Raw genomic sequence first — 13,563 nt, 5'->3', positions numbered from 1 at the left:
TGAATTTCGATTCGAAACGGAGTCGCGCTCCGAGGGTCGGGTATCGGGTCGTCGATCCCGTCGGAGCGTCCGCAGTCGAAAAGTCGATCGCCAGGGGTCGGTTCCGATTTCGCTCGTCCGGACGTCTCAGAGAGGGGGTCGCTCGCGGATCTCGGGTTTTTCTTCGGTCTGTCTGAACTGCTCGAGGAGCGGTCTGATGTCCTCGAACCCGTCGGCGAGGACGATATCACCGCTGCGCAGGTCGTACTCGATGATGTCGTAATCGGCGAGCCGGGGCAAGTGGTTGTGGACCAGCGACACGTACACGCGCTGTCTGACCTCCTTGTCGATCGTCTCGGCACGGGTGTCGAGCTCCCAGGCTGCGACCTGGGCGATCAGGTCCTCGAGGTTCGCGGTCTGGTCGTCCGCGAGCTGGTAGAGCAGAAAGCGTCGTTCGGACTCGGCGAGAAGGGAACAGGCTGCTTCCATCCGACCGGCGTTCGTCTGGTTCATACTTTCTGCAAGCACCCGGTGGTATTACACCTGCTGCCAACACAGATTGGGTCCCGTTTCCCCTCGGTTCGAGAGCGATTTCGAGCACCTCGTCGACGGGGCCCGAGACAGCCCGATTCTGCCGATTTCGGCATTTATATGGCATTTCGAGACTGTTTCGGACATCGACATGCTGACGTCGTTGCCGCGAATCAGGGTGACCGTCCGCTCGCCTCACGGATCGCTCCGCTCCCCGTTTGGCTATCCGATTCGCGTCGCGCATCGCGCAGCTCGCCGTCGGAGTGACCGGCCACCGAGTGCCTTTTGCCGGCGGGTTCAGTTGCCCGTTCGCAGACGGTCTCGAGTAGCAAGCGAGAGTAGCTGCCGGAGTTCCAGAACCCTGAGAACCGTGGCTCACACCACGTGATTTCGCCCGTAAGTTTAAGTTCCTTTCATCACGTACTCCCTTCCATGGCCGCTCACGGCCGGCCCGCACTGCGGGATTTGTTCGACGAGTCGCCCACGCCGCACATCGCCCATCCCCCGCGGACCCATCATCGTGATTTCTACGTCGCTACCGACGGGTCCTTCCGGGGACCGGGCGGTGGCCTGGGCGCCGTCATCGAAACGCGCGACGGCACCCGCGTCGCACGCGTCGCGACCGCGGACACGCCGCCGGACAACAACGTCGCCGAGTATCGGGCACTCCACCTCGGACTGGACGTCCTCGCCGCGCGAGCGCCGCGAGACGCCTCGGTCGGCGTCCTCATCGACCACGACGCGCTCGCCAGCAACGTCAACAGTGCCATCCTCGCGACGCGCCATCCCGACGGGAAGTCGCCGCGCCCCGTCTCCATCCCGACCGCGACGCGGTATCACTGGCGCGGGATTCGGGCCCGTCTCAACGGGTTCGACGAGGTGCGGGCCGCCCGGATCGACAGCGATCAAAACCCCGCCCACCCGCTCGCGAACGCGCCGGACCAGTACCGCCACGTCAACCGCGAACCCGACCGCTGTGTCCTCCCCGAGACGCCGGAGCCCAGCGCCGCCGAGTTCCCACCGCCGTCCCGAGCCGATCGAAACGGCGACGGCGGCGGTCGCGCCTCCGACTGATCGCCGACCGGCCCGGGTTCCGTCCCGACAGCACCGTCCGGAACCGCCATCGTTTTTTCACCGCTCGAGGAAGTCGTCTCCGATGAGCCTTCGCGTCGCGGTCGCCGCCCCGTTCATCCAGAACGGGACCCGCCACCTCAAGGAAAACGAGTTCGTCGTCGCCCTCTCGCTCGACCGGGACTGGTTCTCCCCCGACCAGGCCAAACGGCTGATCGACATCGCCACGCAAGAGGGGCTCCTCGAGCGCGAGGACGACGGGCTCGCGGTCACGTTCGACCCCTCGGAGGTGACGGTGCCCGAGGAGTTCGTCCCCGACGAGGACCTCCTGCAGGAACGGTCCGCCTTCGAACGGGTCCTCGATTCGCTGGTCGCCGAGGGAATGGAGAAACACGAGGCCGTCGGCGCGATCAACACGCTCCAGCAGGAACTCGGCCTGACCATCGAGGCCGCTGCAGTGGTCTACGCCCGGCGGCGGGGAGTCGACGTCGACGACCTCGTTCCCATCGCCCGCTCGGCCGTGCTCGACACCGAAGACGGTTCTAGTAGTCGTTGAAACGATTTACGCACCGCTCGCACTCGAGCGGCCAGCACCGTTCGTGTTGGCCGCTGATTCGCGACCGGGAGTGCAATGACTTTCAACGACTACTATAGTCTCGCACCCCGACCACCGAGCATGGTCGAGGACCGGATCACCGATGGCCGCCGGATCGCCGAACTCCTCTCGAGCGAGATCGACGGCCGCGAGGACGGCGAACTCACGCATTTCGCCGTGACGAACGCCGATCGCGACGTCGAACCGACGGCCGACGGCGCTCGCGCCTACGACGTGACTCGCCACGACGAGCGGATCGCCCGCGTCTTCGTTCACGAAGAGCGGGCACACCTCGAGTTCGAGACGGGCCAGGACGCGGCGGCCGAGGCGGCATCGGACACGGATCTCCGAATGCGACCGAAGGCGACAGCGCCCCCGAAGACGCTCGTTTTCGTCGAAAGCGGCGCCGAGGTCAAGCAGGCGACGGACGTGGTACAGCAGGTGAGTCGGCGGCTCGAGGACGCTGACTCGTAAGCACGGACCGTCCTCGAAATAGCGATCCACGTGCGGTGGCGCGCGTTGTACCGCGGTTCGCCGACGGCGAACCGCGACACGAACCCGCGCGAGGCCTTCGTGAACGAAGTCGTTCGAGACGGCGCAGCCGTCTCGTGACTGAGCGAAGCTCCCGCGAGGTCAGCGGGACTCCGTCCCGCCAGACTTCGCGAGGTCCGCGAAACCTCCGGTTTCGCTTGATGCGAAAAATCTCCGATTTTTCAGGCGTGGAAGACGCGAAGCGTCTTCCTGTGGATGAGTGAGTGAGTGAGCGCAGCGAACGAGCGGTAGCGCGGAACCGCAGGGTCCGCGAACCGTGCGAACGGACGCTGCGCGCCCGTGAGCAGAAATCGGCTGGGGAGGGTGTGGTTCTCTTAGCAGCCAGTAGCAGTAGGACGGTCGTCTTCGCTTCGACCCTTCTCTCGACCGTCACCTCCATCGGACGGCTGTAGTACTCTCGAGATCATGCCGACGCGACGACGGTCACTCGAGGTCGCCCAGAATATCTGGAAGCACGGTCGCGATTTCCGTCTGCTCGACGTGGGCGACGGCCCGCGGATCCGGATCGGGGCCGTCCTCGAGCAGTACCTGAATCGCCCGCAGTCCGGTCTCCGTCGCACCGCGGACGTCGGCCTCGACTTCGTCACCAACGTAGACCGCATCGGCGGGATCGACGCCGAGTTCGCCGGTGATCGCCTCGAACGCGCGCGGGTCCGGTTTCCCGGCCTCGAGCTCGCCGGTCACCAGCGCGGCGTCGAAGGCGTCCTCCCAGCCCAGCGTCTCGAGTTTGTCCCGCTGGGCGCGAACGGGACCGTTGGTGAGCAGACCGACCCGATACTCCCCCCGCAGGTCCGCGAGCATGGCTTCGACCCCCGGGAGCGGCTCGAGCGCGTCCGAAATCGTCTCGCGGTAGGCCGTCGCGACGGCGGCCGGATCGGCGTCGCTCTCCGTTCCCTCGAGGAGGTCCGCGAAGATCGGCTCGCGCGTCTCGCTGGTCAGGTTCCGGCGGTGGGCCTCGAGATAGGCGTCGCGGGTGAGCGAGGGGGCATCCGTCGCGGCCGCGGCTTCCTCGAGAATCGTCGTCCGATCCCGTCGCGGAACGGCGAGCGTGTAATCGAGATCGAAGACGACCGCCCGTAGCATAGGCGTGACAGGGGGCTCGAGCGGGTTGAAGCTATCCCTTCGGGCCGAGACGGCGGCAGAAACGGACGCGGTGGTTCACACCCCACTTCACGGGGGTGATCGATACCGATCGAGCGGTGGTCGAATCGACGGCAGTCGAGGACTACTCCGCTAACCCTTCGATGAGGAACTCCGCGGAGGCGAGGTTCGTCGCGAGCGCCGTATCGTGAACGTCACAGATGCGCAACAGCGCCGAGATATCGGGCTCGTGGGGCTGGGCTCGGAGCGGATCCCGGAGGAAGACGACCCCGTCGAGTTTCCCCTCCGCGACCTCCGACCCGATCATCATGTCCCCGCCGAGCGGTCCCGATTCCTTTCGCTCGACCTCGAGGCCGATCTCGTCGATCAGCCGCTTTCCCGTCGTTCCGGTCGCGATCAGTTCGTACGCCCGTAGTTGGTCTTCGTGCGCTCGAGCGAAGTCGATGAGGTCCGGCTTCTTCTCGTCGTGGGCGATCAACGCGACGCGTGTCATATCGACGCATCGACGCCCTGGGGGAATAAGCCCTCGTTTGGCGACGAACGGCCTCGGCTCTGCTCGACGCGTTCCGAACGCACTGGAAGACTTCGGACGACGGTCAGAACTCCTCGACGTGAGGTCGAACGTCGAGTTCGAGGGTCCACGCGGATCGATCCTGCGTCACGAGGTGCCAGTAGGAGTCGGCGATGGCGTCCGGGTCGAGGAACTCCGCCTCGTCGCGGTCGGGCTGGGACTCGCGAACCCGCGGCGTCTCGATCTGGCCGTCGATCACCACGTGAGCGACGTGGATTCCCTCGGGACCGAGCTCTCGAGCCATGGATTCGGCCATTCCACGAACCCCGAACTTGGCCGCGCTGAAGCCGATTGCGCCGCCCCGCCCGCGAACAGCGGAGGTCGCGCCGGTGAAGATGATCGTCCCGCCGTCCGCGGCGAGCATATCTTCGACGGCTTCCTGCGAGCACAGGAGCGCGCCGTGGGCCGAGACCTCCCACGCCTGCTCGAACTCCGCCGGAGAGATGTCCCGGACGCCTTTCCAGGAGCCACCGCTCGCGTGATTGACGAGGATATCTACGGGACCGAAGGCGTCGCGAACCTCTCGAAAGCCCGCCTCGACCGCGTCCGGATCCGTGATGTCCGTCGGAACGGCGAGCGCGTCGTCGCCGAGGTCGGCCGCCAGGTCCTCGAGGTAGTCCGCCGACCGAGCGAACAGCCCGACTTGACAGCCCTCGTCGACGAATTTGCGGGCGAGCGATGCGCCGAGGCCGGGACCGACGCCGCCGATAACTGCGGTTCGTGCCATACCACGGGACACGGGGCCGTGTCACAAAACTGTGGCTCTGGGACCGTTTCAGTCGCTGTCGGGGCCGATGAGGAGTCGGGCGGAGCTATCTGTTTTTGTGTGTGGCCACCGACGACCGGTTATGGAGGATCCGACCGAGGGAAGCGATCGATCCGCGAGACACGTCTGGTCGGCCGGGCGGTATCCCGCGATGGCCCCGAACATGCTGCCCGCCATCGCGCGGCTGGTCAACGTCGCCGGCATCGATCCGGGCAATCGCGTCCTCGACGTCGGCTGCGGGACGGGCAACGCCGCGCTGACCGCTCGACGTGCGGGTGCGGCGGTCGTCGGCCTCGACCTGGCCCACGACATGCTCGAGCTCGCTCGGGAAAACGCGACGCTCGCCGGGTACGACGACATCGGCTGGCTCATCGGCGACGCCGAAACCCTCCCGGCTCCCGACGACGCGTTCGACGTCGTGCTCTCGAACTTCGGCCACGTGTTCGCCCCCGATTCGACCCGTGCCGGGGCGGAACTCCGCCGCGTGACGACGTCGGGCGGACGGGTCTGTTTCACCGCGTGGTCGCCCAACGGCGTCGTCGGCGACCTCACGACGGTCCTGACCGACCACGTGACGGAATCGCCGAGCGATCCCTGGTCGCACCTGCAGTGGGGCGACCCCGACTTCGTTCGGGACCAGTTCGCCGGCGTCGCCGACCTGTCCTTCCAGCGCCGCCTCCTCGAGTTCCGATACGCCACGCCGCAGCACTTCTGGCGGGAGTTCGCCGAAGAGTCGGGACCGCTTTCGCCCGTCCTCCGGCGGATGGACGACGACGAGGCGCGGGCCGGGCTGCGCCGAGACGCGGTGGCCGCGCTCGAGGACTGGTTCGGCGACAACGCGATCCGCGTCGAATATCTGCAGGTGCGGGCCGTGATCGAGTGACGCGAGTTCGAGCCAGTAAGACGTGTCGATCGGCTCCCGTTTCTCGACGTGATAGTCACGGGTCGATCACCGTTTCACTCGCTGTGACGGACGTTTTTGGCGCTTACTCCTGTGGGGTTACCCATGGGCGTTTTCGACAATTGGGACGGAAAGCGCGTCGCCTGGGTCGTGCTCGGACTTGTCCTCGCGGTCCTGATCGGGCTCGCCCTCTTCCGGTACATCGGTCCGTTCCTCTTCGCGATATTCCTGTACTATGCGACGCGCCCGCTCTACCGCCAGCTCGATCGGGTCGTCGACCACCCGAACGTGACGGCGACGGCCACGATCCTGTTCGTCATCCTCCCGATGCTCGCCGTCGTCGCCTACGCGGTCGTCGTCGCGCTCAGGGAGCTCGATCAGTTCCTCGCCGCGAGCGATCTCGAGGCGTATCGATCGCTCTTCCAGCCGTATCTGCGATTGGTCAGGGAGGGGAACATCGATAGGCTACGGGACGCGATCACGTCCGGGTCCGGCGGCTCGATCACGAGCGTGCTCCGTCAGCGGTTGTCGGGCGTCGTCGGGCGGCTCCAGGGGATCCTCGCGATTATCTTCTCGATTCTGGCCAAATTCTTTCTCATGATCACGTTCCTCTTCTACCTCCTGCGCGACGATTGGAAGTTGCGCCAGTGGTTCTACGAGAGCATCGATCACGAGGCCGATATCGTCTCGTACACCCAGGCGGTCGACGACGATCTCGAGACGATCTTCCTCAGCAATCTGGCAGTGATCGTGGTCGCAGCCGGCGCCGCCGCCGTCATCTACTACGGCCTCAACGCCCTCTCTTCGGGCGGCCCCGTCGTCTGGACGCCGGCGTTACTCTCCCTGCTCATCGGGATCGGGACGTTGATCCCCGCGGTCGGAATGAAAATCGTCTACGTTCCCTACGGGTTGCTCCTCCTCGGAGCCGCGCTGACGACTCCGAAACCCCTCTGGCACCCGATCGCCTTCTTCGCCCTCACGCTCGTCGTCGTCGACACCATCCCCGACTTCTTCGCCCGGTCGTTCCTCTCCGCGCGCAGCGGCGTTCACATGGGACTCGTCCTGCTCGGCTATTTCCTCGGCACGCTCGCCTTCGGCTGGTGGGGACTGTTCCTCGGCCCGATCGTCGTCGTCCTCGCCGTCCACTTCGGGGAGACGGTCCTCCCCGGTCTCGCGACCGATTTCCTCCGGGAGTGACCGGCTCACGGCGACGCTCCACTCCGCACGTGCTTCCACAGGTAGCCCACAGACATACCCCACTGTAGACCATCTTTCGTGTATGGGATTAGAAGGCGACCAAGCGCCAGACTTCACGCTTCCGAGCACCGCTGGCGGGGACGTATCGCTCTCGGACCGACTCGAGGAGGGACCGGCCATCGTCATCATCAACCGCGGCCACTGGTGTAGCTTCTGTGCGGAACAGCTCCAGACGTTCAGCGAGGTCTCCTACGACCTCTGGTTCAACGAAAACGTCGACGTCCTACCCGTAGTGACCGATCCTCTGTCGCGGGTCACGGAGATGCGCGACCGCTACGACCTCGAGATTCAGCTCCAGGCGGATCCGGACGGCGAGGTCGCCGACCAGTACAGCGGCACCGAGGAGACCAGTCACGGCCTCACCGGCATCTCGGGCGTGTACGTCATCGACGAAAACGGCACGATCCGCTTCGAGCAGGTCGCGGACCACCCCGCCGACCGTACCTACGGCAACTGGGTCCGGTACTTCATCCGCAACGACTACGAGGACCCGTTCGGCGAGTAGCCGTCGTTCGATCGATTCGGTCGTCCTCTTTTCACGAGCTACTGCGCTCTCGCCAGACTGGTATCTCGTTCCGTGCTTACATCTGCATTCCTTGATGATAGTCCGCGATTCCTCGAGACGATCGCCCGAGAACTATTGCGACTCGCCCTGTCGTTCCAGCCGAATGCCATTCGACCCCGACCGCGTCACGACGGTCACGTTCGACTCCTACAGCACCATCGTCGACGTCGATGCGGCCGCGCAGGCCCTCGCGGATCGCGTCGACGACCCCGAGCCGGTGTCGACGCTGTGGCGGCTCCGATCGCTCGAGTACACGCTCGTCGCGAATCACATCGACTCCTACCAGCCGTTCTACGAGATGAATCGGGACGCGCTCCAGTACGCGCTGGACGCCTTCGACGTCGACATCACCGCGGACGAGCGCGACGAAATTCTGGCGGTCTACCACGAACTCGAGGTCTTCGACGACGTCCGGGACGGGATCGAACGGCTCCGCGAGGGCGGCTACGACTGTTACGTCGTCTCGAACGGGGATCCCGACATGCTCTCCTCGATGATCGCCCACGCCGACGTCGGCGACCTCCTCGCGGATTCGATCAGCGCCGACGAGGTGGAGACGTTCAAACCCGCCGCCGAGCTGTACCGCCACGCGGCCGCCAGAACCGGAACGCCGATCGACGAAATCGTCCACGCCACCGCCGGCTGGTACGACGTCATGGGTGCCAAACACGCCGGCATGCAGGGCGCGTGGGTCGACCGGAAGGGGCGGCCGTGGGAGTCGATCGCCGGTCAGCCGGACCTGACCGTCGAGTCGATTCACGAGCTCGCGGACGCACTCGGCGTCTAGATACGCCGCTCAAAATGTCGAGACGACTACGGTTTTAAGCCGCGCTCGACCGCGGCTGTGCGGGACCCGTGCATTGCCGAGAGTCATTCAAGCCGATCCGTGGCGAGAGAATCGATACATGAGTGATCAGGTCGTTCTCACCGCGGATACAGCCCCGGACGCCGTCGACGACACGCCGCCGAGCGCCAAACTCGTGCTGACGGTCCTCGCACACGAGGGCAGGCTCACGCAGTCCCAGCTCGCGACGGAAACCATGCTTCCCACCCGAACGGTCCGCTACGCGCTGAAGCAACTCGAGGAACACGATCTCGTCGACTCGCAGATCTCGTTTTCGGACGCCAGACAGCACATCTATTCGCTCAACGACGAGCTGTTTGCGAGCGCGGAGACTCAGACGCGCGGTCGTGATCCTGCCGACGATTGACGGCGGAATTCCGACGTCGAACCGGCTCCGAATCCCGTCACGAGGTCCTTTGAGCGGCAGCGATCGGCTGCCGCGAACACGTCCGAGCACTGACGGACGCCAACCTCTATTGACATCGACGTGGCAGCGCGACACGGCATGGAGTACGAAACCTGGTCCGACGGTCAGGAGAAGACGACCGTTACCGTGGACGACCACGACCTCGAGGTAGCCTACTACGACGACGGCGACGGCGAGCCGGTGGTGTTCTGCCACGGCATTCCGACGTCGTCGTTCCTCTTTCGCGAGGTCGCACCGCCGCTTTCGGACGAGTACAGGGTCATCGCGCCGGACATGATCGGCTACGGGAACTCGGCAATGCACGACGGCTTCGACCGCTCGATCCGTGCCCAGGAGGCCATGATCGACGGCCTGCTCGAGGAACTGGGGCTCGAGACGATCACCTTCGTCGGACACGACCTCGGCGGTGGCGTGGCACTCCGGTACGCCGCTCACAATCCGGATGCGGTCGAGACGCTCGTGCTTTCGAACGGCGTCTGTTACGACTCGTGGCCGATCCAGACGATCGTCGACCTCGGACTGCCCTCGACGATCGAGGGGATGAGTCCCGACGATCTTCAGGAGATGCTCGAAGGGCTCTTCCGGGATACGCTGGCCGGCGAGGCCGACGACGCGTTCGTCGAGGGGATGCTCGCCCCCTGGGACTCCGAGGAAGCGGTCGTCTCGGTTTCGCGAAACGCAATCGGGACGAACACGAGTCACACGACCGAGATCGACCCGAGCGAGATTACGGCGCGGACGCTCCTGCTGTGGGGTGCCGACGACGAGTTCCAGCCGATCTCCTACGCCGAGCGGCTGGACGAGGACATCGCCGACACGAAACTCGTCGGGCTGGACGACGCGAACCACTGGGTCATGGCCGATCGACCGGACGCCTACGGCGACCACCTTCGCGAGTTCCTCGAGGGGGACTGACCCGCGTTCGAGTCGTCGGCTGCGGGTCCGGCCCCGGGATTATTCCGATCGAAATACGTACGTCCTCGTATGCCAGCAGCCATTCCCGGCATCCACCACGTGACCGCCATCGGCAGCGATCCCCGTCGCAACCTCGAGTTCTACACCGAGACGCTCGGCCTTCGGCTCGTAAAGCGAAGCGTCAATCAGGACGACGTCTCGGTCTATCACCTGTTCTACGGCGACCACGGCGGGAGCCCCGGAACCAGTATGACGTTCTTCCCCTACCCCGACGCCCGACAGGGGCAGGTCGGCACGGGACAGGCGAGCGCGGTCGCCTTCCTGATCCCGGAAGGCGCGGTCGAGTTCTGGACCGAGCGCCTAACGGACGCCGGCGTCGACGCCGAACGACACGAGCGGTTCGGAGACACCGTCGTTTCCTTCGAAGATCCCGACGGGCTTCCGCTCGAGCTCGTCGCCAGGGCCGATGCGCCCGCCGGCGATCCGCCCGAGGGGTCGGTTCCGGACGAGCACGCGATTCGAGGCTTCTTCGGCGTGACGCTGTCGCTGGCGACGGCTGGGCCGACCGAGGAAGTTTTGAGGGCGATGGGGTACAGCCGGACGGACGAGGGCGGCAGCCGCCGACGATACGAGAGCAGCGGCGACCTCGGATACGTCGTGGATATCCTCGAGGAACCGCAGGCACCCCGCGGTCAACCCGGTGCCGGGACCGTCCATCACGTGGCGTTCCAGACGACTGCGGACGAGCAGTCCGAGTGGCGCGACGTCCTCTCCGGACAGGGACTCCGACCGACCGAGATCATCGACCGAAAGTGGTTCGAGTCGGTGTACGTCCGCGAACACGGCGGCGTGCTCTTCGAGTTCGCGACCGAGGAGCCGGGGTACACGGTCGACGAGGAGCTCGAGGAACTCGGCGAGCGTCTCGTCCTCCCCGAGTGGTTGGAAGATCGACGCGGCGAGATCGAAGCGGGACTGCCGGACCTCTCGACTGAATTTAATAGTCGTTGAAAGTCATTGTACTCCCGCTCAGGGGCGAGTGGTGAGTAAATCGTTTCAACGACTACTATAGCTCGCGAACGAGGAGCGAACCGACCGCCGCTGAAATCGGTCCGATCGATCGCTATCGGCACCGAGTGCCGGGACATCGACGGGTCGAACCGGGTAGTCACTCTCGGCGTCTCACCGGCGAAAAATGGGCGAAGCGATCCGACGCGGCTACATTTCGTCTTCGTGTTCCTCCTCAGCGTGATCGTGCAGTTCTTCTTCGGTGTCGAACGACTGTCCGCAGAGGTCACATTCGTGTTCGTCTGCCATGAGTACGGGATACGCTGACACGGATCAGCGGTAAATAATCACAGCCGTCGATTACAGGCGAAACACCGACGCACAGCGACTCGCTGTCGTTGCACTGTAATCGAACGCGAACGTGATTGCCGGTCGCGGTAACCGACCGGCAGACGGAAGCGTTTTTCCCGCCCGCTCGTACCACCCGACAATGGCAGACCTCAGCGCACATCACGTCGGTATCACCGTCTCGGACCTCGAGGAGACGCTCGCGTTCTACCGAAACGTCCTCGACCTCCCCGTTAGTAATCGCTTCAGCGTCGGCGGCGAGGCCTTCGCCGAGGCCGTCGACGTCGAGGGTGCGAGCGCGGACTTCGCACACCTCGAGGCCGACGGAACCCGAATCGAACTCGTCGAGTACGAGCCCGAAGCGAGGGGATCTCCCGCGGCGGGACTCAACCAACCGGGCGCGACGCACGTCGGGCTCTCGGTCGCCGATCTCGAGGCGTTCTCCGAGTCCCTTCCCGAGGACGTCCCGACGATCAGCGAGCCGCGGACGACCGAGAGCGGGACGACGATCATGTTCCTCCGCGATCCCGAGGGGAACCTGATCGAGGTCCTCGAGTCGTCCGAGTAAGCAACCGTTTCGGAGACGGTTGTACCGACGGTCGGGAGTAGCGGGTTACCGGTCGTTACACGTCAGGGTCGACCGAACTTGGTCTACTTCAGTCTCACAGTGGGGGCAAACGTGCTTCTCGGTGGCGATATAGACGGCACTACACCGAGAGCAGTGAAAGAGGTTGCCGCTCGATTCGACCGTGGTACCCGAGTCGTCCTCGGGGTCCGTTCGGTCTTCCCGTCCGTCTCCGGAGTCCCTGACCGCCGACCGGACCTGTTCGCGGAGCCGACGCGAAAACGACACCGCGTCCTGTCGAATTCCCATGCGGTACCCGATTACGATACGAATGAAGTAGTTGCCGTCTAAAGAATTTGGAACGACCACTGTTCGCAACCCTCACGATCGATGATAGACGGGCGGACCGTCCCAGCGGCGAATCGTCTCGGCAGTCGGTATAGCAACCTTTTCGACCGTCGGGAAGCCACTCCCGCCATGAACTTCTTCGACCGCTTGCACGACCGTATCCGAACGGTCGACAGCGTCGTCTCGGTCGGCCTCGATCCCGACCCGTCGCGTCTCCCCGAGCACCTCCAGGAGTACGACCTCCCGCGGTGGGCATTCAACCGCCGGATCATCGACGCGACCCACGAACACGCCGCCGTTTTCAAGCCCAACGCGGCGTTCTACGAGGACCCCGACGGCTGGCGCGCTCTCGAAGAAACGATCGCCTACGCCCACGGCAAGGACGTACCGGTCCTCCTGGACGCCAAACGCGCCGACATTGGCAACACGACCCGGCAATACGCGCAGCTGCTCGAAAAAGTCGACGCGATCACGGTCAACCCCTACATGGGTCGGGACTCCCTGCAGCCGTTTCTGGCGGACGAGGAGTCCGGCGTCTTCGTTCTCTGTCGGACATCGAACCCGGGCGGGGCCGACATTCAGGACCTCGAACTCGAGACGGGGGAACCCGTCTACGAGCGAGTCGCGGCGCTGGCGGACCTCTGGAACGAGAACGACAACGTCGGGCTCGTCGTCGGGGCGACCCAGCCCGAGGAGCTCGAGGAACTCCGCGAACAGGTGCCCGATCTCCCCTTCCTCGTTCCCGGTATCGGAGCGCAGGGCGGTGACGCCGAGGCGGCCGTGGAGTATGGACTGGCCGACGGCGTCGGCCTGGTCAACTCCTCGCGCGGCATTATTTTTGCTGGTGAAGACGATGGCGAGGAGTTCGCGAGCGCGAGCGGACAGGCCGCGAAGCGACTCAAAAAGCGGCTCAATCGGTACCGACGCTAGCGGTCCGACGCGCTATCGTCGGAGTCCACCGCGCGAGTCGGATCGGTGTCGACCACTCGCCCCGCGATCCGGTCATCGACCACTCGGTCGATGATTTCGACCGTAACCGGCTCCGCCGGCGGTCGCTCCTCGAGTCGGTCCAGCCCCTCGACGACGACGATATCCATCGGACTGGTGTCGCTCGGATGGTCGGCGACGAGCCGCCCGTCTCGTTCCTCGAGTCGGAGTCGATACCTCTCGCCGACGCCGAGCGATTCGCCGAGCAGGTCGCGAATAGAGGTCACGGGTGCGG

Annotated in this window: 18 protein-coding genes; 12 read left to right on the top strand and 6 right to left on the bottom strand. The window is 65.1% G+C overall.

The window, feature by feature from the left end; all coding sequences use genetic code 11:
• Nucleotides 1-126: 126 nt before the first annotated feature.
• Nucleotides 127-492 carry a DUF7344 domain-containing protein gene (locus tag LDB05_RS10405; protein WP_226003923.1) on the bottom strand — a complete coding sequence of 122 codons (366 nt, stop codon included), beginning with the start codon at nucleotides 490-492 and terminating at the stop codon, nucleotides 127-129.
• Between the two features lie 450 nt (nucleotides 493-942).
• Here LDB05_RS10405 and LDB05_RS10400 point away from each other — a divergent pair, with 450 nt between their 5' ends.
• The 3 genes from LDB05_RS10400 to LDB05_RS10390 all read left to right on the top strand — a co-directional run bounded on the left by LDB05_RS10400 (nucleotide 943) and on the right by LDB05_RS10390 (nucleotide 2,650).
• Nucleotides 943-1,584 carry a ribonuclease H family protein gene (locus LDB05_RS10400; protein ID WP_226003922.1) on the top strand — a complete coding sequence of 214 codons (642 nt, stop codon included), beginning with the start codon at nucleotides 943-945 and terminating at the stop codon, nucleotides 1,582-1,584.
• 82 nt (nucleotides 1,585-1,666) lie between these two features.
• Nucleotides 1,667-2,137: a DUF2240 family protein gene (locus LDB05_RS10395; RefSeq protein ID WP_226007849.1), complete on the top strand. Its 471-nt coding sequence runs from the start codon at nucleotides 1,667-1,669 to the stop codon at nucleotides 2,135-2,137.
• Nucleotides 2,138-2,257: 120 nt separating this feature from the next.
• On the top strand, nucleotides 2,258-2,650 hold the full coding sequence (locus LDB05_RS10390; protein WP_226007895.1) for a DUF7993 family protein: 393 nt from the start codon (nucleotides 2,258-2,260) through the stop codon (nucleotides 2,648-2,650).
• A 501-nt stretch (nucleotides 2,651-3,151) separates the two neighbouring features.
• Here LDB05_RS10390 and LDB05_RS10385 read toward each other — a convergent pair.
• The 3 genes from LDB05_RS10385 to LDB05_RS10375 all read right to left on the bottom strand — a co-directional run bounded on the left by LDB05_RS10385 (nucleotide 3,152) and on the right by LDB05_RS10375 (nucleotide 5,127).
• The gene (locus LDB05_RS10385) at nucleotides 3,152-3,811 is read right to left on the bottom strand and encodes an HAD family hydrolase (RefSeq protein WP_226007848.1); all 660 of its coding nucleotides are present in this window, start codon (nucleotides 3,809-3,811) and stop codon (nucleotides 3,152-3,154) included.
• Nucleotides 3,812-3,953: 142 nt separating this feature from the next.
• Nucleotides 3,954-4,322, bottom strand: coding sequence for a methylglyoxal synthase (locus tag LDB05_RS10380; protein WP_226007847.1), 369 nt, complete (start codon nucleotides 4,320-4,322; stop codon nucleotides 3,954-3,956).
• A 103-nt stretch (nucleotides 4,323-4,425) separates the two neighbouring features.
• Entirely contained in the window at nucleotides 4,426-5,127 is a 702-nt protein-coding gene (locus tag LDB05_RS10375; protein ID WP_226007846.1) for an SDR family NAD(P)-dependent oxidoreductase, read from the bottom strand.
• A 121-nt stretch (nucleotides 5,128-5,248) separates the two neighbouring features.
• On the opposite strand from LDB05_RS10375, the gene LDB05_RS10370 reads away from it, so the two are divergent.
• The 7 genes from LDB05_RS10370 to LDB05_RS10340 all read left to right on the top strand — a co-directional run bounded on the left by LDB05_RS10370 (nucleotide 5,249) and on the right by LDB05_RS10340 (nucleotide 11,083).
• Nucleotides 5,249-6,049, top strand: coding sequence for a class I SAM-dependent methyltransferase (locus tag LDB05_RS10370; RefSeq protein WP_226007845.1), 801 nt, complete (start codon nucleotides 5,249-5,251; stop codon nucleotides 6,047-6,049).
• 123 nt (nucleotides 6,050-6,172) lie between these two features.
• Nucleotides 6,173-7,264 carry an AI-2E family transporter gene (locus LDB05_RS10365; protein WP_226007844.1) on the top strand — a complete coding sequence of 364 codons (1,092 nt, stop codon included), beginning with the start codon at nucleotides 6,173-6,175 and terminating at the stop codon, nucleotides 7,262-7,264.
• 82 nt (nucleotides 7,265-7,346) lie between these two features.
• The gene (locus tag LDB05_RS10360; protein ID WP_226007843.1) at nucleotides 7,347-7,829 is read left to right on the top strand and encodes a peroxiredoxin family protein; all 483 of its coding nucleotides are present in this window, start codon (nucleotides 7,347-7,349) and stop codon (nucleotides 7,827-7,829) included.
• 163 nt (nucleotides 7,830-7,992) lie between these two features.
• The gene (locus LDB05_RS10355) at nucleotides 7,993-8,676 is read left to right on the top strand and encodes a haloacid dehalogenase type II (RefSeq protein ID WP_226007842.1); all 684 of its coding nucleotides are present in this window, start codon (nucleotides 7,993-7,995) and stop codon (nucleotides 8,674-8,676) included.
• A gap of 118 nt (nucleotides 8,677-8,794) precedes the next feature.
• Complete coding sequence (locus tag LDB05_RS10350) at nucleotides 8,795-9,100, top strand: MarR family transcriptional regulator (RefSeq protein WP_226007841.1); 306 nt, start codon at nucleotides 8,795-8,797, stop codon at nucleotides 9,098-9,100.
• A gap of 138 nt (nucleotides 9,101-9,238) precedes the next feature.
• On the top strand, nucleotides 9,239-10,075 hold the full coding sequence (locus LDB05_RS10345) for an alpha/beta fold hydrolase (protein ID WP_226007840.1): 837 nt from the start codon (nucleotides 9,239-9,241) through the stop codon (nucleotides 10,073-10,075).
• Between the two features lie 69 nt (nucleotides 10,076-10,144).
• Nucleotides 10,145-11,083, top strand: a complete 939-nt coding sequence (locus LDB05_RS10340; protein ID WP_226007839.1) for a VOC family protein — start codon at nucleotides 10,145-10,147, stop codon at nucleotides 11,081-11,083.
• Between the two features lie 207 nt (nucleotides 11,084-11,290).
• Here the strand turns inward: LDB05_RS10340 and LDB05_RS23590 are convergent, their stop codons facing one another.
• The gene (locus LDB05_RS23590) at nucleotides 11,291-11,389 is read right to left on the bottom strand and encodes a C2H2-type zinc finger protein (RefSeq protein WP_425498599.1); all 99 of its coding nucleotides are present in this window, start codon (nucleotides 11,387-11,389) and stop codon (nucleotides 11,291-11,293) included.
• A 181-nt stretch (nucleotides 11,390-11,570) separates the two neighbouring features.
• Between LDB05_RS23590 and LDB05_RS10335 the strand changes: the two genes are divergently transcribed.
• Both LDB05_RS10335 and pyrF read left to right on the top strand, forming a co-directional pair.
• Nucleotides 11,571-11,996, top strand: a complete 426-nt coding sequence (locus tag LDB05_RS10335) for a VOC family protein (RefSeq protein WP_226007838.1) — start codon at nucleotides 11,571-11,573, stop codon at nucleotides 11,994-11,996.
• 474 nt (nucleotides 11,997-12,470) lie between these two features.
• On the top strand, nucleotides 12,471-13,271 hold the full coding sequence (pyrF, locus tag LDB05_RS10330) for an orotidine-5'-phosphate decarboxylase (RefSeq protein ID WP_226007837.1): 801 nt from the start codon (nucleotides 12,471-12,473) through the stop codon (nucleotides 13,269-13,271).
• Here the strand turns inward: pyrF and LDB05_RS10325 are convergent.
• A complete protein-coding gene (locus LDB05_RS10325; protein WP_226007836.1) occupies nucleotides 13,268-13,555 on the bottom strand; it encodes a hypothetical protein in 288 nt (95 codons plus the stop codon). The two genes, pyrF and LDB05_RS10325, sit on opposite strands and share 4 nt — an antisense overlap.
• Nucleotides 13,556-13,563: the final 8 nt, after the last annotated feature.

This window comes from Natrinema salinisoli, assembly GCF_020405205.1.
GTDB lineage: Archaea > Halobacteriota > Halobacteria > Halobacteriales > Natrialbaceae > Natrinema > Natrinema salinisoli.
This window is presented reverse-complemented; position numbering and strand designations above follow the sequence as displayed.